Consider the following 20,837-nt stretch of genomic DNA (forward strand, 5'->3'; position numbering starts at 1 on the left):
AAATGTTTTATAACAGTAAGCGTCGGCATGGTTCGAGCGAGCAGATGCCACCGGCTGAATATGAAAACCTATATTATCAACGGCTCAGAAGTGTCTAGATTATCCGTGGCGATTCAGACAACAAAAAACCCGCTAATAGCGGGCTTTTACAAACAAAAATTGTTAACTAGAAAAATGTGCTACGAGAAGTGTAGCCAGCACCCCGGCAATGCCAACGGAAAGTGGAATAACTACAGTTCCCCACTTCCATCGGGCTTTCTCTTCAATGTCTTTAAAACGATCGTCTATCTTTTTAATGATCGCTTCTTGTGTTATCTGAAGGGCGTCTTTCAATTCGCCTTTTGCCGAAAGAAGGTTCTCTTTTGTAACGAACGATTCTGAGCGGGTAGACAGTTTTACAAGTTCCAATCTTGTTTCTGTCAAAGCACTTTCTAAGCGCTCAACTCTTTTAACTATATCTTCCATACGTCCTCCTCCGCCTCCTCCAGTACCATTAGGGTTAGCTTCATCCTTAGATGGTGCTTCTAAAGGGGTCTCGCGCTCAACAATTTTTAGCCTATTCATCTTCGCACTCATCCATAGGATCTGACTCAGATGAAAACTCTGCCTTTTCTTTTTGTTCCTTCCAGAGATTTATAACTGAAGCCCGGAATAGGTCTAAATGACCGCAAGTTCTGCAGTGAAGTGGGTAGTAAGCTTTTTTGTAGTCAACTTCTCCACTCATATCGGTCAAAAAAGTGTAGGTAACGAGCAGTCTTCTTGCTGCTTCTCTAGCTAACTTCTGTTCATCTTTAGTGAGTTCAGACATGTTGGCTGGAAGCTTACTTCTGTCCACAGTTGATGTAGTGGGTGTAGAGAATTTGCTGTTGCCGCATATGGAGCATCTTATCGGCGGATTTTGTTCGGAAAGATATTCATAAAATTCAGTTGGAGCGAGTTTCCTTAAGGTTTCATGAATTTCTTTATGTTCCTTAGCTTTCCGGGCAATCTCTTCTTCTGCTTGCACCTCTTCAAGGTACATTTTAAGCAAGAATTCTTTCAATTCATCGTCTGAAGGTTTTTTTGTATTCATTTCGCATATCCCTCTATAAGCGTGGCTCATTTTCGCATCAAAACAGGCAACAAGAAAGAAAAGTGATATTAGAGATATAAAAATCGTTGATTTACATGGACTAAATATAGATATCAATTAAAAAATCGACATAAATCAACTTGTTGTGGCGATAAGAGCATGCAGAAGGCGCTTTAGTTGAAATTGAACGCCGCGACAGGTCAACCGATGTATCGAGGTACACATCCCCACTTTTAAGGACATCTCTACAACAGATGGTGAGTATAGGTTATTTCTGCTGTTCAACTATTGCGGTAGGTTATGAAAGCTGATGGCGATTGAGGGCAAAATGTGGGCAGTAGCAGAGAAAAAAACAATAAAAACTATAAGTTAAATTAATAAAAAAGGCGACCGAAGTCGCCTTTTTGGATCAAGCACTCATCTCAACTTATTTGGAGATGTGAGCGATCAGGTCCAGTACTTTGTTAGAGTAGCCAGTTTCGTTGTCGTACCAGGAAACCAGTTTAACGAAGTTGTCGTTCAGTGCGATACCTGCTTTAGCATCGAACACGGAAGTGCATACTTCGCCGTTGAAGTCGGTAGAAACAACGTCGTCTTCGGTGTAGCCCAGAACGCCTTTCATTGCGCCTTCGGAAGCAGCTTTGATTGCTTTCTTAATTTCTTCATAAGAAGCAGCTTTTTCCAGACGAACGGTCAGGTCAACAACAGATACGTTTGGAGTTGGAACGCGGAACGCCATACCAGTCAGTTTGCCATTCAGTTCTGGCAGTACTTTACCTACAGCTTTAGCAGCACCGGTAGAGGATGGGATGATGTTCTGAGCCGCGCCACGGCCGCCGCGCCAGTCTTTGTGAGACGGGCCATCAACGGTTTTCTGAGTAGCGGTGGTCGCGTGAACGGTAGTCATCAGACCTTCGATGATGCCGAAGTTGTCGTTGATAACTTTAGCCAGCGGTGCCAGGCAGTTGGTGGTGCAGGATGCGTTAGAGACGATATCCTGGCCAGCGTAAGTTTCGAAGTTTGCACCACGAACGAACATTGGGGTGTTGTCTTTGGAAGGACCAGTCAGAACAACTTTCTTCGCACCAGCGGTGATGTGTTTACGCGCAGTTTCGTCGGTCAGGAAGATACCGGTTGCTTCAGCAACAACGTCAACACCGATTTCGTTCCATTTCAGGTTAGCTGGGTCTTTTTCAGCAGTAACGCGGATGGTTTTGCCATTAACAACCAGGTGGCCGTCTTTCACTTCAACGGTGCCGTCGAAACGACCGTGAGTTGAGTCGTACTTCAGCATGTACGCCATGTATTCAGCGTCCAGGAGATCGTTGATACCAACGATTTCGATGTCAGAACGTTTCTGAGCAGCACGGAAAACAATACGGCCGATACGGCCAAAACCGTTGATACCTACTTTGATAGTCATATATTCCACCAGCTATTTGTTAGTGAATAAAAGGTTGCCTGTAAAATTACAAAAACCTTACGCAGCGTCAAGCGGAATCGTGTCAATCATTGCGACAAATCAATCCTGTGACTAACGTTTGTGCGACTGACTCGCCTCACTTTCCCTTTGAGCTTGCACCCATATGGGGGCTGCGCCGGGATTTTAAAGTCCTCGCAGGATAAAAATGTGAACGTGATCACAATTGCCTGACCGCTTATTCGCGACACATAAGTTTAGATCAAAAGTGCACGCAAGGGTGTTAATGTTTTGTTAGAATCCGGGTTGAAAGATGTCTGTTTCTACAGCGAGATGTAAGCATATGTCGAACCAACGTAACCCTGACGATTTGAAAAAAAACCTCACAGAAATGCAGTTTTACGTGACGCAGAATCACGGAACGGAACCGCCGTTCACCGGGCGTTTACTGCACAACAAGCGGGACGGCGTCTACCACTGCCTGGTCTGTAATGCCCCGCTGTTTAATTCACAAACGAAATTTGATTCTGGCTGCGGCTGGCCGAGTTTCTATGAGCCGGTGAGCGATGAGGCAATCCGCTATCTGACCGACTCGTCGCACGGCATGGTGCGTACGGAAATTCGCTGCGGCAACTGCGATGCGCACCTTGGGCACGTTTTCCCGGATGGACCTCAGCCTACCGGCGAACGTTTCTGCGTAAATTCAGCCTCAATGAGCTTCACCGATGATGAAAACGGTGACCAGATTAAGGGTTGAAAAAACGATTCAGCAAATTATTCCTTTGAAAGGGCGCGAGTGTGAATATTGATGACATGATTAGCGGCATGACGCAGGAGATTTATCAGCGTCTGGTGACCGCCGTGGAGCTGGGAAAATGGCCCGACGGCGTTGCGCTGACGCCGGAGCAAAAAGAGAACAGTTTGCAGCTGGTGATGCTGTGGCAGGCGCGCAACAACACCGACGCACAGCACATGACGATCGACACCAAAGGCCAGATGGTGATGAAGAGCAAGCGCGAGCTGAAAGAGGACTTCGGTATCACGCCGAAGCCGATTGCGACGATTAAAATGCAATAACGGTGCGGGTTGATGCCCTCTCCCACAGGGAGAGGGCGTAAAAGACTATGCCTGCGTTTCCAGCCAGTCTTCGAGCGTATACAGGGTTGCGCCTTCCGCAGCCATATCCATAAACGCCTGAGCGCTGTCCTGTGGTTGAATGTTCACCCCGCGGCAGCCGTCGGTGATGACGCTGATGGTGTAGCCAAGCTGAAGCGCATCCAGCACGGTGAACTTCACGCAGTAGTCCGTCGCCAGGCCCAGTACGATCAGCTCCGTGATTTCGTGGTGACGCAACCAGGCGTCCAGCGCCGTTTTCTGGCGATGCCCGTTATCAAAAAACGCGCTATAGCTGTCGATAGCAGGGTTTTCACCTTTATGGAACACTGCGTCGACGGCTTTCTGGTTCAGGAGCGGATGTAACTCCGCGCCTTCCGTCTGCTGTACGCAGTGATCCGGCCAGAAAGTTTGCGCCAGCCCGTCGAGTTCACCCTGGGTGAAGGGCTCTACGTTGTGCTGGCTGGCAAAGCTGCCGTGATTCGCAGGGTGCCAGTCCTGGCTTGCGACAACCGCTTCACCACGGGCTTTGCACCAGTCAATCAGCGTGTTTGCCACGTCAACGGTGCTGTCACCTTCGGCGACGGCCAGCGCACCGCCCGCGCAGAAATCATTTTGCAAATCGACCAGTAGCAGGGCGCGTTGCTTCATGAGCACTCCTTATTCGTCCGGGGTCAGTTCGCCGCGCAGGTTTTGCATCATCGCGCTGCGAATGGACTGAATGTCCAGATCCTGACTCAGTAAATAGTGAAGTTTAGTCAGCGTTGCCTCAACGGTCATATCGAAGCCGCTGATCACACCAGCATGCGCCAGCGCGTTGCCGGTGGCATAGCCGCCCATATTCACTTTACCGGACATACACTGGGTCAGGTTCACGACCACAATTCCGCGCTCGCTGGCTTCCTGAAGCTCTTTCAGAAATTCGCCATTCTGCGGCGCATTGCCCACGCCGTAGGAGCGCAGGATTAGCGCCTTCACCGGCTGGCGCAGGAAGTTACGCACCACGTCCGCAGAGATACCCGGATAGATGGTGACCACGCCAATCGGTTGCGGAGTAATCGGATGCACAATCAGCTCGCCCGCTGTGTTCGGCGCAGGAGGGGTTCCCAGACGACGGATATGAATACCGGCCTCAAGCAGCGGCTGCAGGTTTGGGGAGGCGAAGGCGTCAAAGCCGTCGGCATGGGCTTTGGTGGTGCGGTTACCGCGATACAGACGGTTGTTAAAGAACAGCGACACTTCGTTAATCGGGTAATTCGCCGCCACGTACAGGGAGTTCAGCAGGTTGATCTGCCCGTCCGAGCGCAGCTCCGCCAGCGGAATTTGCGACCCGGTAACGATAACCGGCTTGCTCAGGTTCTCCAGCATGAAGGAGAGCGCCGAGGCGGTAAACGCCATGGTGTCGGTGCCGTGCAGGATCACGAAGCCGTCGTACTGGTCGTAATGGGCTTTAATGTCATCCGCGATATGCTGCCAGTCTTCCGGCGTCATGTCGGAGGAGTCCATCAGCGGCTCGTATTCATGGATCGTAAAGTCAGGCATTTCCGGACGGTGGAATTCTGGCATCAGCGCAAGCTGACGCTGCAGGTGCCCGGAGACGGGGATATAGCCGTTTTCGGAGCGCTGCATACCGATGGTACCGCCAGTGTAGGCTACATAAATCGATTTCTTCTGCATGGTAGTGAGTTCTTGTTCTTCAAAAGAAAAAAATCCCCTCTTCGCGAGAAGAGGGGACGGTTTTAACGGACGTTCGCGCAGGTCAGGCAAAACGCGTAACGACTCTGTGGATCGTTAAAGGCCGCAAGCTTATCGCTTTCCGCCTTCATCGCTTTTGCCGCCGTGGCGACAGGCGCAGGCAGGTAAGCCTGCAGCGCCTCCGGCAGCATGGCACGTAGCGAGCCGGACATGCTGTCCATGACCATATCGAAGAACGACGGTTCGTCCTGGTAATACTCGATATGCCACTGCTTAAGCTTCGCCAGTTCGGCGGCTTTCTTCACCGCGTCATCGAAGTCACCCAGGCTGTCCACCAGCCCGTTGCTCTTCGCATCCTGGCCGGTCCATACGTGGCCCTGTGCAATCTGGTCGATCTGCTCAGGCGTCTTTTTACGCGAGTCCGCGACCAGGGTGATAAAGCGTTTATAGCCGTTCTCAATGCTGAGCTGCATCATCTCAGAAACTTCCGGCGGCAGGGATTTGGTCACCGACACATCCGCCAGCGGAGAGGTTGCTACACCATCGGTATGCACGCCCAGAGAATCCAGGCTGTTTTCCACGGTGTTGATCACCCCGAAGATGCCAATCGAGCCGGTCAGCGTGCTTGGGTTAGCCACAATGTAGTTGGCTGGCGTGGAGATCCAGTAACCTCCGGAGGCGGCCATTCCGCCCATTGAGACGACGACCGGCTTGCCTGCGGCGCGGGCCGCGGCAAGTGCAGCGCGGATCACCTCAGAGGCGCTGACGCTGCCGCCAGGGCTGTTGACCCGCAGGACAATTGCCTTCACTTTCGGATCGAGGCGAGCATCGCGGATTTGCGACGCGGTAGTATCGCCGCCCACGTTCCCCGGGGTCTCCTGACCGTCCATGATCGCACCGTTGGCAAAGACCACCGCGACGCTGTCACCGTTCTCATCCGGTTTTTTCGTCGAGTAATCATACATGCTGATGGCGCTGTAATTTTTGTCCTCTTTGCTCCAGCCAAACTGTTTGCTCAGGGATTTTTCAATCTCGGCGCTGGTGCCCAGGGCATCAACCAGTTTGTTATCGAGCGCATATTTTGCGGTATCACCGTCAACCTTACGCAGGCCTTCGAGCACGCCCTGCGCGCCAGGGAACACCTGCTCAGGCGTAATCTGACGGTTAGCGGCAACGGTGCCGAGATAGTTCTGCCACAGCTCGCCAATCCAGCGGCTGTCCGCTTCGCGGGCGGCAGGGGACATATCGTCGCGGATAAACGGCTCCACTGCGGATTTATACGTGCCGACGCGGAAGACGTGGGTGGTGACCTTCAGCTTGTCGAGCAGCGATTTATAGTACAGGCCATTGGTGGCAAAGCCGTGCAGATCGACCGTGCCCTGCGGGGAGAGCCAGATCTTATTGGCAAAGCTCGCCAGATAATATTGCCCCTGGCTGTAGCTGTCGCCCACGGCAATCACCGGCTTGCCGCTGTCGCGGAACTCGCGCAGCGCTTTACCGATGTACTGCATAGACGGCTGATCGCCACCGGCAAAATCTTTCAGATCCAGCACGATGCCTGTGATGTTGCGGTCATCTTTGGCCTGACGGATGGTATCGACGATATCGAACAGGGAATTTTCCTGCAGGCGGTCTGATGTCGCGCCAAACAGCTGGCGGCTGATTACGCCCAGACGGCTGCTGGCGGAAGGTTTATCAACAATAACGCCGGTGATATCGAGTAACAGCGCCCCGCGGGTCGAATGCTGCGCCTGATTCGCGTTGCTGATGTGCATCCAGATTCCCGCGCAAACCAGAACCAGAAAAATGAAGAAGATGTTCATCACCAGGTTGCGGACGAAGTTGAGCAGTCGCCACGTCCATTTAAAGAAACCGGCAATGATTCGCCAAAGGGTTCGCATGTATTCTCCCTAACCAGAAAATGACTGTTTCCGTCGCCACTGGACGGTAATGTTGGGTTATCGTAATGACCCAACCGCCACTTGTCAGCAGGAATCGCCTGCCAGGCTGTAACAAAATCTGCCGTCGTGTTAATTTTGTGAGTAAATTTCAAGAAAGGAGTTAACCAATGGACGCACTCGAACTGCTTGTTAACCGCCGTAGCGCTTCCCGTCTGGCCGAACCTGCCCCGGCAGGCGAGCAGCTGGAGAACATTCTGCGTGCCGGCATGCGTGCCCCCGATCATGGCACACTGCAGCCGTGGCACTTCTTTGTAATTGAAGGCGAAGGCCGCGATCGTTTCAGTCAGCTGCTGGAGCAGGGCGCGGTTGCCGCCGGGCAGGATGAGAAGGGCATCGACAAGGCGCGCAATGCCCCGTTCCGTGCACCGATGATTATTGCTGTCGTGGCGAAATGCCAGGCCGACCATAAGGTGCCGGTCTGGGAGCAGGAAATGTCCGCGGGCTGTGCGGTAATGGCGATGCAAATGGCCGCCGTCGCGCAGGGCTTCAACGGCATCTGGCGCACCGGGCCGCTGACGGAGAGCGTAGCCGTACGGGAAGGATTCTCCTGTGGTGAGCATGACAAAATTGTCGGCTTCCTCTATCTCGGTACTCCGCAGCTTAAAGCCTCCAGCACCACCAGCGTGCCGGACACCACGCCTTTCGTCAGCCGTTTCTGATAACGCGCGCTAAACTGTCTGGATTCTGAGCATCTGCCGCAGAATTCAGACAGTCATACTTACCTCTTTATGGAATGAGCGCTACCATAGCGCGATTGAGATGACAGGAGACGTCCATGAGCGAGCAAACCATTCGTTTAACGCAGTACAGCCACGGAGCCGGTTGCGGTTGTAAAATTTCCCCGAAAGTGCTGGAGACCATCCTGCACAGCGAACAGGCGAAGTTTGTCGACCCGAACCTGCTTGTCGGCAACGAAACGCGTGACGATGCAGCGGTTTATGACTTAGGTAACGGCACCAGCATTATCAGTACCACCGACTTCTTTATGCCGATTGTCGACAACCCGTTCGACTTCGGACGCATTGCGGCCACCAACGCCATCAGCGATATCTTCGCAATGGGCGGCAAGCCGATTATGGCGATCGCCATTCTGGGCTGGCCGATCAACACCATCCCGCCGGAAGTGGCCCGTGAAGTGATTGATGGCGGCCGTTTTGCCTGCCAGCAGGCGGGAATTGCGCTGGCCGGCGGTCACTCTATTGATGCGCCGGAGCCAATCTTCGGCCTGGCCGTTACCGGCGTGGTGCCGACCGAACGCGTGAAGCGCAACAGCACCGCGCAGGCGGGCTGCAAGCTGTTCCTCACCAAGCCTCTGGGCATTGGCGTGCTGACCACCGCCGAGAAAAAGTCCCTGCTGAAACCGGAGCACAAAGGGCTGGCAACCGAAGTCATGTGCCAGATGAACCTCGCCGGTGCGGCGTTCGCCAATATCGACGGCGTGAAGGCGATGACCGACGTGACCGGTTTTGGCCTGCTGGGGCACCTCTCCGAAGTGTGTCAGGGCGCGGGCGTGCAGGCGCAGGTCTGGTATCAGGACGTGCCGAAGCTGCCGGGCGTGGAAGAGTATATTGCTCAGGGCGCGGTTCCGGGCGGTACCCAGCGTAACTTCGCCAGCTACGGTCACCTGATGGGCGAAATGCCTGAGGAGTGGCGCAACCTGCTGTGCGATCCGCAAACCTCCGGCGGCCTGCTGCTGGCGGTGACGCCGGAATCCGAAGCCGAGGTTCAGGCTACGGCCGCCGAGTTTGGTATTACCCTGACGGCAATCGGCGAGCTGGTGACCGCGCGCGGTGGCCGACCGATGATTGAGATCCGTTAATTCGATGCGGTTGTTTATTGCCGAAAAGCCGAGCCTGGCCCGTGCCATCGCCGACGTGCTGCCTAAGCCGCATCGCAAAGGCGACGGCTTTATCGAATGCGGTAACGGGCAGGTGGTTACATGGTGTATTGGTCACCTGCTTGAGCAGGCGCAGCCGGATGTCTATGACAGCCGCTACGCCCGCTGGAATTTGAACGATCTGCCCATCGTGCCTGAAAAATGGCGCCTGCAGCCCCGACCTTCGGTGACCAAACAGCTCAACGTGATCAAGCGCTTCCTGCATGAAGCCGATGAAATCGTGCACGCGGGTGACCCGGACAGGGAAGGACAGCTGCTGGTGGATGAGGTGCTGGACTATCTGGAGCTCGCGCCGGAAAAGCGTCAGCAGGTGCAGCGCTGCCTGATCAACGACCTCAACCCGCAGGCGGTGGAGCGTGCGATCTCGCGCCTGCGCGCCAACAGCGAATTTATCCCGCTGTGCGTCTCGGCATTAGCCCGCGCGCGCGCCGACTGGCTGTACGGCATCAATATGACCCGCGCCTACACCATTCTTGGGCGCAACGCGGGCTATCAGGGCGTGCTCTCCGTGGGGCGCGTGCAGACGCCGGTGCTGGGGCTGGTCGTGCGTCGCGATGAAGAGATTGAAAACTTCGTCGCCAAAGATTTCTTTGAGGTGAAAGCGCATATCGTCACGCCTGAAGACGAGCGTTTTACCGCCGTCTGGCAGCCGAGCGATGCCTGCGAATCGTATCAGGATGAAGAGGGGCGTCTGCTGCACCGTCCGCTGGCGGATCATGTGGTTAACCGCATTACCGGACAGCCCGCTATCGTCACCAGCTATAACGATAAACGGGAATCAGAACCCGCGCCGCTGCCGTTCTCGCTGTCGGCCCTGCAGATTGAGGCCGCGAAGCGCTTTGGCCTCAGCGCGCAGAACGTGCTGGACATCTGCCAGAAGCTCTATGAAACCCACAAGCTGATCACCTATCCGCGTTCGGACAGCCGCTACCTGCCTGAAGAGCATTTTGCCGGTCGTCATTCGGTGATGAACGCCATTAGCGTGCACGCGCCGGATCTGCTGCCGCAGCCGGCGGTTAATCCGGATACCCATAATCGCTGCTGGGACGATAAAAAAGTCGATGCCCACCACGCGATTATCCCGACGGCGCGCGCCAGCAGCGTCAACCTGACGGATAACGAAGCGAAGGTCTACAACCTGATCGCTCGTCAGTACCTGATGCAGTTCTGCCCGGACGCGGTGTTCCGCAAATGCGTGATCGAGCTGGAAATCGCAAAAGGGAAGTTTATCGCCAAAGCCCGTTTCCTCGCGGAAGCAGGCTGGCGCACGCTGCTCGGCAACAAAGAGCGTGACGAGGAGAACGACGGTACGCCGCTGCCAGTGGTGGCTAAAGACGACGAGCTGCTGTGCGAGAAAGGGGAAGTGGTGGAACGCCAGACCCAGCCGCCGCGCCATTTCACCGATGCGACGCTGCTGTCGGCGATGACCGGGATCGCCCGGTTCGTGCAGGATAAAGATCTGAAGAAGATCCTGCGCGCCACCGACGGTCTGGGTACGGAAGCGACGCGAGCGGGGATCATCGAGCTGCTCTTTAAGCGCGGTTTTCTTGAGAAGAAGGGGCGCTATATCCATTCGACCGAGCCGGGACGCGCGCTGATTCATTCCCTGCCGGAGCTGGCCGCCAGGCCGGACATGACCGCGCACTGGGAATCGGTGCTGACGCAGATCAGCGAGAAGCAGTGTCGCTATCAGGACTTTATGCAGCCGCTGGTCGGGACGCTTTACCAGCTGATCGATCAGGCGCGCAGCACGCCGGTGAAAACGTTCAGAGGGATGGTTGCACCCGGTGGTGGCGCGAAGAAACCGTTTAAAAAGAAAAAGAGCGCGGCCTGATACACCCGGTTTACCCCCTCTCTCTGTGGGAGAGGGCCGGGGTGAGGGCACCCGGCCGCACGCTATAAACCTTAAATCACACCCTGCCCAATCATCGCATCCGCCACCTTCACGAATCCGGCGATATTCGCCCCGCGCACGTAGTTGGTTTGCAATGCCTCGCCGCCGTACTCCACGCAGGCATGGTGAATATCCAGCATGATGTGATGCAGGCGGGCATCCACTTTTTCCGCCTTCCAGCCGAGACGCGCGGCGTTTTGCGCCATCTCCAGGCCGGACGTCGCCACGCCGCCCGCGTTGGCAGCCTTGCCCGGTGCAAACAGTACGCCCGCTTCCAGGAACAGATCCGTCGCTTCGATAGTGGTCGGCATATTCGCCCCTTCGGCTATCGCCTTCACGCCATTGCTAATCAGCGTACGCGCGGCGTCCACGTCCAGCTCATTCTGAGTGGCGCACGGCAAAGCGATATCCACCGGCACGCCCCACGGCTGTTTGCCTTCAAGATAGGTCAAGCCAAACTCCCGGGCATAATCTGCAAGACGGCCATCGCGGCTGGCTTTTATTTCACACAGGCGTGCCAGCTTCTCCTTCGTAAAGCCCGCTTCATCCACCACCGTTCCGCTGGAGTCAGAGGCGGTTACCACGCGAGCGCCAAACTGCATCGCTTTCTCAATCGCGTACTGCGCCACGTTACCGGAGCCGGACACCGCGACGCGCATGCCTTCAAAGCCTAAACCGTGGCGCTTGAGCATGGCCTCGGTGAAGTAAACCAGGCCGTACCCGGTCGCTTCCGGGCGGATCAGGCTCCCACCAAACGACAGCCCCTTACCGGTAAAGACGCAGGCGCTGTTGTTGGCGAGCTTTTTCATCATCCCGGCCATAAAGCCCACTTCACGTCCGCCGACGCCGATATCACCGGCAGGCACGTCGGTGTCAGGACCAAGATGGCGATAGAGTTCGGTCATCAGCGCCTGGCAGAAACGCATGATTTCACCTTCGCTTTTGCCTTTCGGGTCGAAATCGCTGCCGCCTTTCCCGCCGCCCATGGGCAGCGTGGTGAGGGCGTTTTTAAAGGTCTGCTCGAAGCCGAGGAATTTCAGAATCGACAGGTTCACGGACGGATGGAAACGCATGCCGCCCTTAAACGGGCCGATGGCCGAGTTGAACTGTACGCGCCACGCGCGGTTAACCTGCACCTGATTGCGATCGTCAACCCACGTCACGCGGAACTGGATCACGCGCTCTGGCTCGACCAGGCGTTCGAGCAAAGACATCTGGCGATAGCGCGGGTTTTGTTCAAGGAAGGGCCACAGGGTGGTCATCACCTCACGCACGGCCTGCGCGAACTCGCTTTGGTGCGGGTCGCGCTGCTGAACGTGGGCAAGGAAACTTTCCAGAGAGCGTGTCTGATCCATAGATATAAGAACCTCTTATAATAATGTTTGTATATGACTTATGCGATTTGTGTTGTTTTTTTGACTATAACACCCGTACTGCTTTGTCTGGCAAGCAGAAATTTAGGACGAAAGGGAAATTAATGAGCGCGCGGGCGTCATAACCAAAAGCGATGACGAGATAAATTAAAGGTTCCGCGCGGGTTTACCGTTATAGTCATTATCAAGGGAACAACAGGAAGATGTGTCTATGAAACGTTATCTATTAACCGCGTTATGTCTGATCTTCACCGCTGGCGCGCAGGCTGACCGCATTCGTCCGGACGTGGAAGTGAATGTGCCGCCGGAAGTGTTTAGCTCCAGCGGCCAGAATCAAACGGTGCAGCCCTGTAATCAGTGTTGCATCTATCAGAATCAGAACTACTCGGAAGGCGCCGTGGTGAAAGCGGACGGCATTCTGCTGCAGTGCCAGCGCGACGAGCGCGCCATCAGCACGAACCCGCTGGTCTGGCGTCGCGTAAAACAATAAACGCTTCCAGCAGGGGAATATCCGCGGGGGCTAAGGCGTAGCCGAACGCCTCTTCCGGCGTACACCACGCCAGCGCGCTGTGGTAGTGCGCCGTGAGCGCACCGCTAAACGCAGGAACGTGCCAGGCGTGCAGGTTGATTAACCGCTGCGAGACCTCGCGCTGGTGGCTTGCCACGTATTGCGCGGGCAGCGCTTCAATACCCAACTCTTCACGCAGCTCGCGGATAAGCGCCTCGGGCTGGGTTTCACCCGCCTCGACTTTGCCGCCTGCAAATTCCCACATGCCCGGCTGGTCGGCGTGGGCAGGGCGCTGTGCCAGTAAAATTTTGTCGTCTTTTTCGATGATGGCGGCAACGACATCGAGTGTTTTCAGCATGGTCGTCAATAATTGATGGCGAAAAAAGACATATTATCGTGCCCTTTCTCAGAGTCCAGCTATCAGGAGAATCAGGTGAAAGAGACTACCGCCTGGGTTGCCCCTATCGAATCCCTTCCCGCCAGCCTTAAACCGATTGCCGTCATGCAGAAAAGGCATTTTGGCGCGGTGCTGAATCCCACGCGCTGGTGGGGGCGCATGCCGCGTCTGTTCTGGCTGGTGGCGCTGTTCGTCGGTTTTCTGGAGCGTCGTCGCGCGCGCCTGACGCCCGTTCTTCGTTCGCTGCTCATGACGCGGGTATCCCAGCTCTGCCACTGCGCTTTCTGTATTGATGCCAACAGCCTGCGGCTGGCCGAGCGCAGCGGGGCGCTGGATAAGGTGCAGGCCGTGAGCGACTGGCAGGGTTCCGCCTTGTTCACGGAGCAGGAGCGCGCGGCGCTGGCCTACGCCGAGGCGGTGACCGCCACGCCGCCCCGGGCGGATGAGGCCATCAGAGCGGCGCTGAAGCGCCACTTTACGGATGACGCCATCACCGAGATGACGGCGCTCATTGCCTTTCAGAATCTCTCCGCCCGCTTTAACGCCGCGCTGGACATCCCGGCGCAGGGGCTGTGCGCCACATTTAACGAGACGCCTCATGCTTGATCGCCATCTTCACCCTCGGATAAAACCCGCTCTGAATTTTATGGTCTCCGTGCTGGACCGACCGGGCATTACGCCCGACGGATTGACTCTGACAGGGTTTGCCATCGGCGTGCTGGCGCTGCCGTTTCTGGCCCTCGGCTGGTATCCGGCGGCGCTGGTCGCCATCGTGCTTAACCGCCTGCTGGACGGGCTGGACGGGGCGCTGGCGCGCCGCAGAGGGCTGAGCGATGCGGGGGGATTTCTCGATATCGCGCTCGATTTTCTGTTCTACGCCCTGGTGCCGTTTGGCTTTGCGCTGGCTGCTCCGGCAGAGAATGCGCTGGCGGCCGCATGGCTGCTGTTTGCGTTTATCGGGACCGGCAGCAGTTTTCTGGCGTTTGCGGCGCTGGCCGCAAAGCACGACATCGACAACCCCGGCTATGCGCATAAGTCGTTTTATTACATCGGTGGGTTAACGGAAGGAACGGAGACCATCGCGCTGTTCGTGCTGTGCTGCCTCTTCCCGGCGCACTTTACGCTGTTCGCGTGGGTATTCGGCGCGCTGTGCTGGCTGACCACCACAACGCGCGTCTGGAGCGGCTATGTGACGCTGAAGTCACTCAACCCTTAGAGAGCGCTCTCTGGCCCACGCTCTCCGCTGGTGACCGGGGTCTGCGGGTGACTGCTCCATTCGTACCAGCCGCCGTCATAGACGGCGACATTCTTCCAGCCCATCGCCCGGGCGTACATAAAGGTTTCGGACGCCCGCCAGCCGGTGCCGCAGTAAAACGCGACGTGCTGTTCCGGCAGAATATTCCAGCGCTTCCACTGGGCGGCGATATCGTCCGCGCTGCGCATGGTGCCATCCGGGTTATGGAAATCCTCCATGTGGGTCGCATCGCTGCCCGCGTGGCCCCAGCGGGCACCGGCAATTTCACCTTTTGGTTTGATGTAGCTGTAGCCGCTGGTTTCGCCGATGAACTCCGGCCACGAGCGAATGCTGACCAGGGAGGCATCCTGACGGTGCAGCATGCCGCGCGCCTGTTCCATATCCACCATCAGCTGCGGCTGACCGGGGATCGGCGCGCCAAAATCGGGGGCGGGCGTCACTTTATCGGGCGTGCCGCGCTCAACCGGCAGGCCTGCATCTGACCACGCCTTCCAGCCGCCGTCGAGAATACGCACATCCTTCACGCCCGCATACAGCATAATCTGCGCCACCCGCGCGGCGGCGTAGACGTCGCGGCCATACAAAATGACGGTGGTATCGTGACGGATCCCGTGCTTCGCCAGCATCGCTTTGAGCTTGTCGTCGGAGACTTTATTCCACAGCGGCTCGCTTTCCACCTCGTTGGTGTCGATATAGCCCGCGCCGGGAATGTGGTTCAGCAGGTAAAACTTCGGTGCGCCCCAGGCGGCCTCAATCACTTTCCAGTCACCTGACGGCGCAGCGGTGATGGGTTTACCCTGCTGGAGGCGATGGATCCACTCCGGGTAAACCAGCTGTTCAAAGTGCGGCAGGCGCTGAAGGCGCTCGGGCGTCTGCAGAGCGTCGCTGAGCAGCGAAACGTGGCGATATCCTGCTTTCTCCAGACGGGCTTTCACCGCCTGGTTATCCCTATCGTCACCGTACAGGGCGATGGCCGTCGCAGGGGTCAACTGATGCTGTTTTGCCCAAAGCGCAAGCTGCTCGTCACTCATTGCGCTAAGCCAGGCGGCAGCAAGGTTGAGTGCGGCGGGTTCATGCCCGGAGGGGCCGCTGAGCGTCTGCGGCCAGCCGTTATAAAACGCGCTGGCGCGGGTGTCGACAGGCGTGCCGTGCTGCGCCTGAAGCTGAGACAGCGTGATGGCGTTGGGCATATCAGCCGCCAGAGAGGAAAAAGAAGCGAGGCCGCAGAGCAGAGCCAGCGCGGTCAGTTGAGAAACACGTTTCATCGAATAACCTGACGTCAATAAAAGAGGGGGGCATTGTCGTCTCTCCCGAAACGTAAAACATTGCGTTAGCACATTATTGCCAGCGAGAAATCTCAATCAGCTTGCCGCCGGGCGGAATATCGTCCTCATCGTGCGTGACCAGCACCACCGGGATATTGCGCGAGCGGACGGCGTCAAACACCCATGCCCGAAATGAGGCCCGCAACGCTTTATCGAGGCGGCTGAACGGTTCATCCAGCAGCAGCGCCTGCGGCTCCGCGAGCAGGGCCCGCAGCAGGCTGACCCGGGCTCGCTCCCCGCCGGAGAGGGTGGCTGGATCGCTGGCGTAATGGCCGCTTAGCCCGGCGGAATCCAGCGCCTGCGCGACCGCCTCCCGCCGCGCGCGTCCGGCGATGCGCTCGGGCAGCGCCAGCAGCAAATTCTGCCCGACGCTGAACTGTTCGAACAGCAGCGCGTCCTGAAAGAGAATACCCAGCCCGCGGGACTCCACGGGAAGACCGTCGCAGCGACGCGCGTCGAGCCACAGTTCGCCCCGCGCCTGGAAATCGTCTGACAGCGCGCCGACCATCCAGGCAAAAAGGGTCGATTTGCCGCTGCCGGACGGCCCCATCAGGGTGACGATCTCCCCGCGGGGCACGCAAAAACTGACCTCGCGGAAAAGCGGTTCGATGGTGAGATTGTTAACCTTCAGCATTAACGTAATCCTTGTCGGTAGCGGCCCACGAGCCGGGATAGCAGGGCAGCAAGACCAAACACCGTGCCCGTGACCAGCAGTAGTCCCAGCGCCCGGTTAGCGAGGATCGGGATGCTGCCCCCGCTGCTGAGCGCGACGGTTTCGGTCGTCAGCGTGGCGAAACGCCCCGCGCCCAGCCACAGCGTCGGCATGTATTGCGCCATGCTGACGGAAAAGCCGGTGGTAAAGGCCAGCAGCGCAGGGCGCACCAGCAGGGGACATTTCAGCAGCAAGAATATTTTTCCCCGTCGCCAGCCGAGCGTTCTGGCGGTGAGGATGAGCCGGGGATCGATCCGCCGCCAGGCGGGCTGCAGCACCAGCAGCGTCCACGGCAATACCCACAGGAGGTGGCTCCAGAGCACGGCGGCGTAGTGCCCGTCGATGCCCAGGTGCAACGCAATCGCATACTGGCCGGTGACGAGCGGGAGGGCCGGAAGGGCGAGCGGTAACCATACCCACAGCGTGCCGCGCTGCGGACCCCATTCCAGCCAGAGCAAGCCGACGACCAGGGCAATCAGGGCTGAAAGCAGACCGAAGGAAAGGCTGCTTCCCACCGGGCCAACGTAATTCCTTTGCGCCAGCATCAACAGCACCACGGCGCACATCACGCCGCACGCGGGGAGGAACCCGCTCAGTGCTCGCTCAGGCAGGAGGCGCTGAGACCGGGGACGCGTCCCCGCGAGTTCCGGAATTGTGCGACGCCATGCTTTCCAGAGGCCGTACCCGAGGGCGGCAAGCGCGGACAGCAGCAGAAGGAGAAGCAGGCACAGCAGCGTCCCTTTTGCCTGCTGATGCGCGTCGCCCTGGCTCAGCCACTGCCAGGCCAGCACGGCCAGGGTAGGCGGGTTGCCGGGCCCGAGAACGATCGCCACATCCACGACCGAGAGCGACCACGCCAGCACCGCCAGCATTACTGCCCCGAGGACAGGTGCGATAGCCGGAATGATCAGCCAGCTGAGCGTCTGAAAACGCCCGTAGCCAAAGGTTTGCAGGACGATCTTCTGCTGCGCGAGCCGCTTTTCCGGCAGCACGGCATAAATCGCCCACAGCACAAACGCGCTCTCTTTGACCGCGAGCGTCAGGCCCAGTCCGGCGCCGTATCGGTCAAACGGCGGCGAACAGACAGTGCAGATCTGATAAAACAGACCGCCCTCGGCAAACAGCAGTAGCGCGCCGGTGGCGAACGCCACATGGGGGATCGCCAGCAGCCACGGCAGACGGGTAATGAGACGGCGCCAGCGCTTACCGGGCCATAAAAGGCTGACGAGGAAAAGGGCAATCAGCAACGCCCCGAGCGTGGCGATGAGCGTTGAGACCAGCGTAGCGACGGCCGCCTGCGGGAGCTGCGGATCGTTCAGCAGCTGCTGCCAGTTTGTCACCGAAAACGCCGGTGCCAGCAGCATGGCGCCGGCGGGCAGGAGCGGTAGATAAATTACCGCCATCGCCAGCCAGACAAGCCCGCTTAGCGGGTGCCGTAACGACGCAGCCATTCCTGCTCCAGCGCGTTCACCCAGGCGGACTGCGGCTCTGCAAGCACCTTCGGCAGCCCCTGAGGCGTATGGGCCAGCAGCTGTTTGGCTTCACCTTCGGGCAGCGTTTTTGCATCCAGCACGCTCGGATCGCCCCAGATGGCCGGGTCGGCCTTGCGGATCTGCGCCTGCGGTGACAGCAGGAAATTAGCGACCATTTTCGCCCCCGCGCTCGCGCTGGCGTTGGCCGGAATCGCCACAAAATGGACGTTGCCGAGCATCCCGCCCTGAAAACCAAAGCTATAGCTGTCGGCGGGCAGTTCGCCGCTCGCCACTTTCTGCTGCGCATGGGCCGGGTTAAAGGTCAGCGACAGATTCAGGCTGCCGCTGGCAAGCAGGGCATCCATCCGAGCAGGAGAAGGGGGAAAATCTTTCCCTTCGCGCCACAGCAGCGGGTGGAGCGTGTCCAGATAATCCCAGAGCGGGGCCGTGACCTCGGCAAAGGTGCTATCGGGGGCCTTTTGCAGCGCCTCCGGGTGAGCGGTTAGCGTCATCAGCAGCTGCTCAAGAAATGCCGTGCCGGTAAAATCGGGCGGGCGAGGATAGCTGATCTTGCCGGGATGCTGCTGCGCGTACGCCAGCAGCGCCTGAGGATCCACAGGCGGCGTCGGCATGCTGGCTTTGCGGGCGATAAAGGTCAGCTGCGCGCCGCCCCACGGCGATTCCGCGCCGTCTGTGGGGATAGCAAAATCCTCCGTAACCGGTTTGCGGGTATCAACATAGCGCCAGTTGGGCAACGTCTGCGCCCATCCGGTCTCCAGCAGGTTTGCCTCTTTCAGCGTGCGGAAGTTCTCGCCGTTAACCCACAGCAGGTCAACCGAGCCGTTGGTCTTACGCCCCGAGGCGGCTTCGGTCTGAATACGTTTTACCGCGTCGGCAGCATCCGCCAGCGGGACGATTTTTAGGGTAATGGCATAGTGCGTTTGCATCTCGCCGCTGACCCATTCCAGATAGCGGTTGACCGCCGGATCGCCGCCCCAGGCGTTAAACCAGACGGTCTGGCCTTTAGCCTGTTGCTGAATGGCCTGCCAGCCGTCGGCGGCAAATAGGGGGGCTGCCAGCAGCAGACCGGTCAGAAACGTGCAAAAACGCACACGGCGCATAATGCCTCACTTTTTAGCAGACGGGAGAAAACGGGAAAACAGCCGGCGGGTGACCAGCGGTAATAACCCCAGTAGTGTAAAGGCGAATACCATGCCAGGCGACAAAATATCGCGCAGCGAGGTCACTTTCCCCAGCTCGCGCCCGGCGTTCAGAAAGATAATCGTGGCGGGCAGCATGGCTGTCTGGCTGACCCACCAGTAGCGGCAGACGCCAATGCGTGTCAGCCCCATCAGCAAATTCACCAGGAAAAACGGGAACAGCGGCATCAGGCGCAGGGCAAAAAGATAGCCCGCTCCGTCGCGCGCCATGCCAGCGTTTACCGTTTTCATCTGCTGAGCAAACCGCTGCTGAACCCAGTCGCGCAGCAGATAACGGCTTGCGAGCATCGCAAGCGTCGCCCCGAGGGTGGAGGCAAACGAGACCAGCACGGTGCCTTCCCACAGGCTAAACAACGCCCCGCCCAGCAGGGTAAGGATCGCCGCGCCGGGAATCGAGAGGGCGGAGACCGCGACATAGATCGCAAAAAAGGTCAGCGCGCTGCGCAGCGGCGCGTGGTCAACATGGGAGAGGAGTGCCTGCTGGTGGGTTTTAATCCCTTCCAGGGAGAGGGTTCCCGGGGAAAGCATGACAAACGTCAGAATAAATGCGCCCAGAAGGGCGCACAGGAAGAGTGTTTTTCGAATGTTCACGCGTCATTACAGCTTGAATTCAGCCCACACCGGCGCGTGGTCAGACGGTTTTTCCATGCTGCGGATGTCGTAGTCGATCCCGGTTTCGATGCAGCGCTCGGCCAGCGGTGTACTGGCGAGCAGAAGATCGATACGCAGGCCGCGGTTGTCGTCAAAGCCTTTAGAGCGGTAGTCAAACCAGGAGAAGCGATCCTGCGTTTCCGGGTTGGCATTGCGGAAGGTATCCACCAGGCCCCAGCCCAGCAGGCGCTCCATCCACTCACGCTCTTCCGGCAGGAAGGAGCATTTGCCGGTGCGCAGCCAGCGTTTGCGGTTCTCTTCGCCGATACCGATATCCAGATCCGTCGGGCTAATATTCATATCGCCCATGATCAGCACCGGATTCTCTTTTTTGAGTTCGGTGGTCAGGTAGTCCTGCAGATCCTGATAAAACTTGGCTTTTGCCGGGAATTTTGTTTCATGGTCACGGCTCTCACCCTGCGGGAAATAGCCGTTAATGACCGTGATATTTCCGAGCGCGGAAGGCACTTCCGCCATGATAATGCGACGCTGTGCTTCTTCACCGTCGCCCGGGAAGCCGCGACGCACGGAAACCGGCGGCGCTTTGGTCAGCAGCGCGACGCCATAGTGACCTTTCTGGCCGTGATAAAAGACGTTGTAGCCGAGTTTCGCCACCTCTTCGAGGGGGAACATGTCGTCGTGAACCTTTGTCTCCTGCAGGCCGATCACATCTGGCTGATGTTGCTCAACGATAGCTTCAAGCTGATGAGGGCGGGCACGCAGGCCGTTGATATTAAAAGAGACAAATTTCATAGTCGCTGCCAGTGCAAGGTGAATAGTGCAAGGATGGTAGCAGAATTTGCGTCAACTGTTACCGGCTTCGACCAATAACTGCAACAGATATTGCCGGTGGTGCAATATTTGCACCATTT

General features: G+C 57.5%; 22 protein-coding genes. 8 read left to right on the plus strand and 14 right to left on the minus strand.

Features of this window, described 5'->3' with window-relative positions:
• Nucleotides 1-162: 162 nt before the first annotated feature.
• From F0319_RS08700 to gapA, 3 genes are all read right to left on the minus strand, one after another.
• Nucleotides 163-564 carry a hypothetical protein gene (locus tag F0319_RS08700; RefSeq protein ID WP_149366692.1) on the minus strand — a complete coding sequence of 134 codons (402 nt, stop codon included), beginning with the start codon at nucleotides 562-564 and terminating at the stop codon, nucleotides 163-165.
• On the minus strand, nucleotides 557-1,072 hold the full coding sequence (locus F0319_RS08705) for a hypothetical protein (protein ID WP_149366693.1): 516 nt from the start codon (nucleotides 1,070-1,072) through the stop codon (nucleotides 557-559). The genes F0319_RS08700 and F0319_RS08705 overlap by 8 nt, the downstream gene beginning before the upstream one ends.
• 427 nt (nucleotides 1,073-1,499) lie before the next feature.
• Entirely contained in the window at nucleotides 1,500-2,495 is a 996-nt protein-coding gene (gene gapA / locus F0319_RS08710) for a glyceraldehyde-3-phosphate dehydrogenase (RefSeq protein WP_014831506.1), read from the minus strand.
• A gap of 340 nt (nucleotides 2,496-2,835) precedes the next feature.
• Between gapA and msrB the strand changes: the two genes are divergently transcribed.
• Both msrB and F0319_RS08720 read left to right on the plus strand, forming a co-directional pair.
• Entirely contained in the window at nucleotides 2,836-3,249 is a 414-nt protein-coding gene (gene msrB, locus F0319_RS08715; protein WP_049121674.1) for a peptide-methionine (R)-S-oxide reductase MsrB, read from the plus strand.
• A gap of 56 nt (nucleotides 3,250-3,305) precedes the next feature.
• Nucleotides 3,306-3,569, plus strand: coding sequence for a YeaC family protein (locus tag F0319_RS08720; protein WP_420889905.1), 264 nt, complete (start codon nucleotides 3,306-3,308; stop codon nucleotides 3,567-3,569).
• Between the two features lie 45 nt (nucleotides 3,570-3,614).
• On the opposite strand, the gene pncA is transcribed toward F0319_RS08720, so the two are convergent.
• From pncA to sppA, 3 genes are all read right to left on the minus strand, one after another.
• Entirely contained in the window at nucleotides 3,615-4,256 is a 642-nt protein-coding gene (gene pncA / locus F0319_RS08725; protein ID WP_149366695.1) for a bifunctional nicotinamidase/pyrazinamidase, read from the minus strand.
• 9 nt (nucleotides 4,257-4,265) lie between these two features.
• Complete coding sequence (gene ansA, locus F0319_RS08730) at nucleotides 4,266-5,282, minus strand: asparaginase (protein WP_008500705.1); 1,017 nt, start codon at nucleotides 5,280-5,282, stop codon at nucleotides 4,266-4,268.
• 62 nt (nucleotides 5,283-5,344) lie between these two features.
• Nucleotides 5,345-7,201 carry a signal peptide peptidase SppA gene (sppA, locus tag F0319_RS08735; RefSeq protein ID WP_149366696.1) on the minus strand — a complete coding sequence of 619 codons (1,857 nt, stop codon included), beginning with the start codon at nucleotides 7,199-7,201 and terminating at the stop codon, nucleotides 5,345-5,347.
• A gap of 167 nt (nucleotides 7,202-7,368) precedes the next feature.
• Here sppA and F0319_RS08740 point away from each other — a divergent pair, with 167 nt between their 5' ends.
• The 3 genes from F0319_RS08740 to F0319_RS08750 all read left to right on the plus strand — a co-directional run bounded on the left by F0319_RS08740 (nucleotide 7,369) and on the right by F0319_RS08750 (nucleotide 10,992).
• Nucleotides 7,369-7,920 carry an NAD(P)H nitroreductase gene (locus F0319_RS08740; RefSeq protein WP_149366697.1) on the plus strand — a complete coding sequence of 184 codons (552 nt, stop codon included), beginning with the start codon at nucleotides 7,369-7,371 and terminating at the stop codon, nucleotides 7,918-7,920.
• 116 nt (nucleotides 7,921-8,036) lie between these two features.
• On the plus strand, nucleotides 8,037-9,080 hold the full coding sequence (gene selD, locus F0319_RS08745) for a selenide, water dikinase SelD (protein ID WP_008500702.1): 1,044 nt from the start codon (nucleotides 8,037-8,039) through the stop codon (nucleotides 9,078-9,080).
• A 4-nt stretch (nucleotides 9,081-9,084) separates the two neighbouring features.
• Entirely contained in the window at nucleotides 9,085-10,992 is a 1,908-nt protein-coding gene (locus tag F0319_RS08750) for a DNA topoisomerase III (RefSeq protein WP_149366698.1), read from the plus strand.
• A 71-nt stretch (nucleotides 10,993-11,063) separates the two neighbouring features.
• Here F0319_RS08750 and gdhA read toward each other — a convergent pair whose 3' ends face one another.
• On the minus strand, nucleotides 11,064-12,407 hold the full coding sequence (gene gdhA / locus F0319_RS08755; RefSeq protein ID WP_149366699.1) for an NADP-specific glutamate dehydrogenase: 1,344 nt from the start codon (nucleotides 12,405-12,407) through the stop codon (nucleotides 11,064-11,066).
• Between the two features lie 229 nt (nucleotides 12,408-12,636).
• On the opposite strand from gdhA, the gene F0319_RS08760 reads away from it, so the two are divergent.
• Entirely contained in the window at nucleotides 12,637-12,915 is a 279-nt protein-coding gene (locus F0319_RS08760; protein ID WP_115874800.1) for a DUF1496 domain-containing protein, read from the plus strand.
• On the opposite strand, the gene F0319_RS08765 is transcribed toward F0319_RS08760, so the two are convergent.
• Entirely contained in the window at nucleotides 12,875-13,291 is a 417-nt protein-coding gene (locus tag F0319_RS08765) for a pyrimidine (deoxy)nucleoside triphosphate diphosphatase (protein WP_115874801.1), read from the minus strand. The genes F0319_RS08760 and F0319_RS08765 overlap by 41 nt on opposite strands.
• 75 nt (nucleotides 13,292-13,366) lie before the next feature.
• On the opposite strand from F0319_RS08765, the gene F0319_RS08770 reads away from it, so the two are divergent.
• The gene (locus tag F0319_RS08770; RefSeq protein ID WP_149366700.1) at nucleotides 13,367-13,936 is read left to right on the plus strand and encodes a carboxymuconolactone decarboxylase family protein; all 570 of its coding nucleotides are present in this window, start codon (nucleotides 13,367-13,369) and stop codon (nucleotides 13,934-13,936) included.
• Nucleotides 13,929-14,546, plus strand: a complete 618-nt coding sequence (locus F0319_RS08775) for a CDP-alcohol phosphatidyltransferase family protein (protein ID WP_149366701.1) — start codon at nucleotides 13,929-13,931, stop codon at nucleotides 14,544-14,546. Before F0319_RS08770 ends, F0319_RS08775 begins: the two co-directional genes overlap by 8 nt.
• Here the strand turns inward: F0319_RS08775 and F0319_RS08780 are convergent.
• From F0319_RS08780 to xthA, 6 genes are all read right to left on the minus strand, one after another.
• Nucleotides 14,543-15,850, minus strand: coding sequence for a sulfurtransferase (locus tag F0319_RS08780; protein ID WP_149366702.1), 1,308 nt, complete (start codon nucleotides 15,848-15,850; stop codon nucleotides 14,543-14,545). The genes F0319_RS08775 and F0319_RS08780 overlap by 4 nt on opposite strands.
• Before the next feature lie 73 nt (nucleotides 15,851-15,923).
• A complete protein-coding gene (locus F0319_RS08785; RefSeq protein ID WP_149366703.1) occupies nucleotides 15,924-16,544 on the minus strand; it encodes an ATP-binding cassette domain-containing protein in 621 nt (206 codons plus the stop codon).
• On the minus strand, nucleotides 16,544-18,073 hold the full coding sequence (locus F0319_RS08790) for an ABC transporter permease family protein (RefSeq protein ID WP_149366704.1): 1,530 nt from the start codon (nucleotides 18,071-18,073) through the stop codon (nucleotides 16,544-16,546). The genes F0319_RS08785 and F0319_RS08790 overlap by 1 nt, the downstream gene beginning before the upstream one ends.
• Entirely contained in the window at nucleotides 18,046-19,206 is a 1,161-nt protein-coding gene (locus F0319_RS08795) for an ABC transporter substrate-binding protein (RefSeq protein ID WP_420889906.1), read from the minus strand. The genes F0319_RS08790 and F0319_RS08795 overlap by 28 nt, the downstream gene beginning before the upstream one ends.
• A gap of 15 nt (nucleotides 19,207-19,221) precedes the next feature.
• Nucleotides 19,222-19,905, minus strand: a complete 684-nt coding sequence (locus tag F0319_RS08800) for a TVP38/TMEM64 family protein (protein WP_149366706.1) — start codon at nucleotides 19,903-19,905, stop codon at nucleotides 19,222-19,224.
• 6 nt (nucleotides 19,906-19,911) lie between these two features.
• Nucleotides 19,912-20,718, minus strand: a complete 807-nt coding sequence (xthA, locus tag F0319_RS08805; RefSeq protein ID WP_149366707.1) for an exodeoxyribonuclease III — start codon at nucleotides 20,716-20,718, stop codon at nucleotides 19,912-19,914.
• Nucleotides 20,719-20,837 lie beyond the last annotated feature (119 nt).

This window comes from Enterobacter vonholyi, assembly GCF_008364555.1.
GTDB lineage: Bacteria > Pseudomonadota > Gammaproteobacteria > Enterobacterales > Enterobacteriaceae > Enterobacter > Enterobacter vonholyi.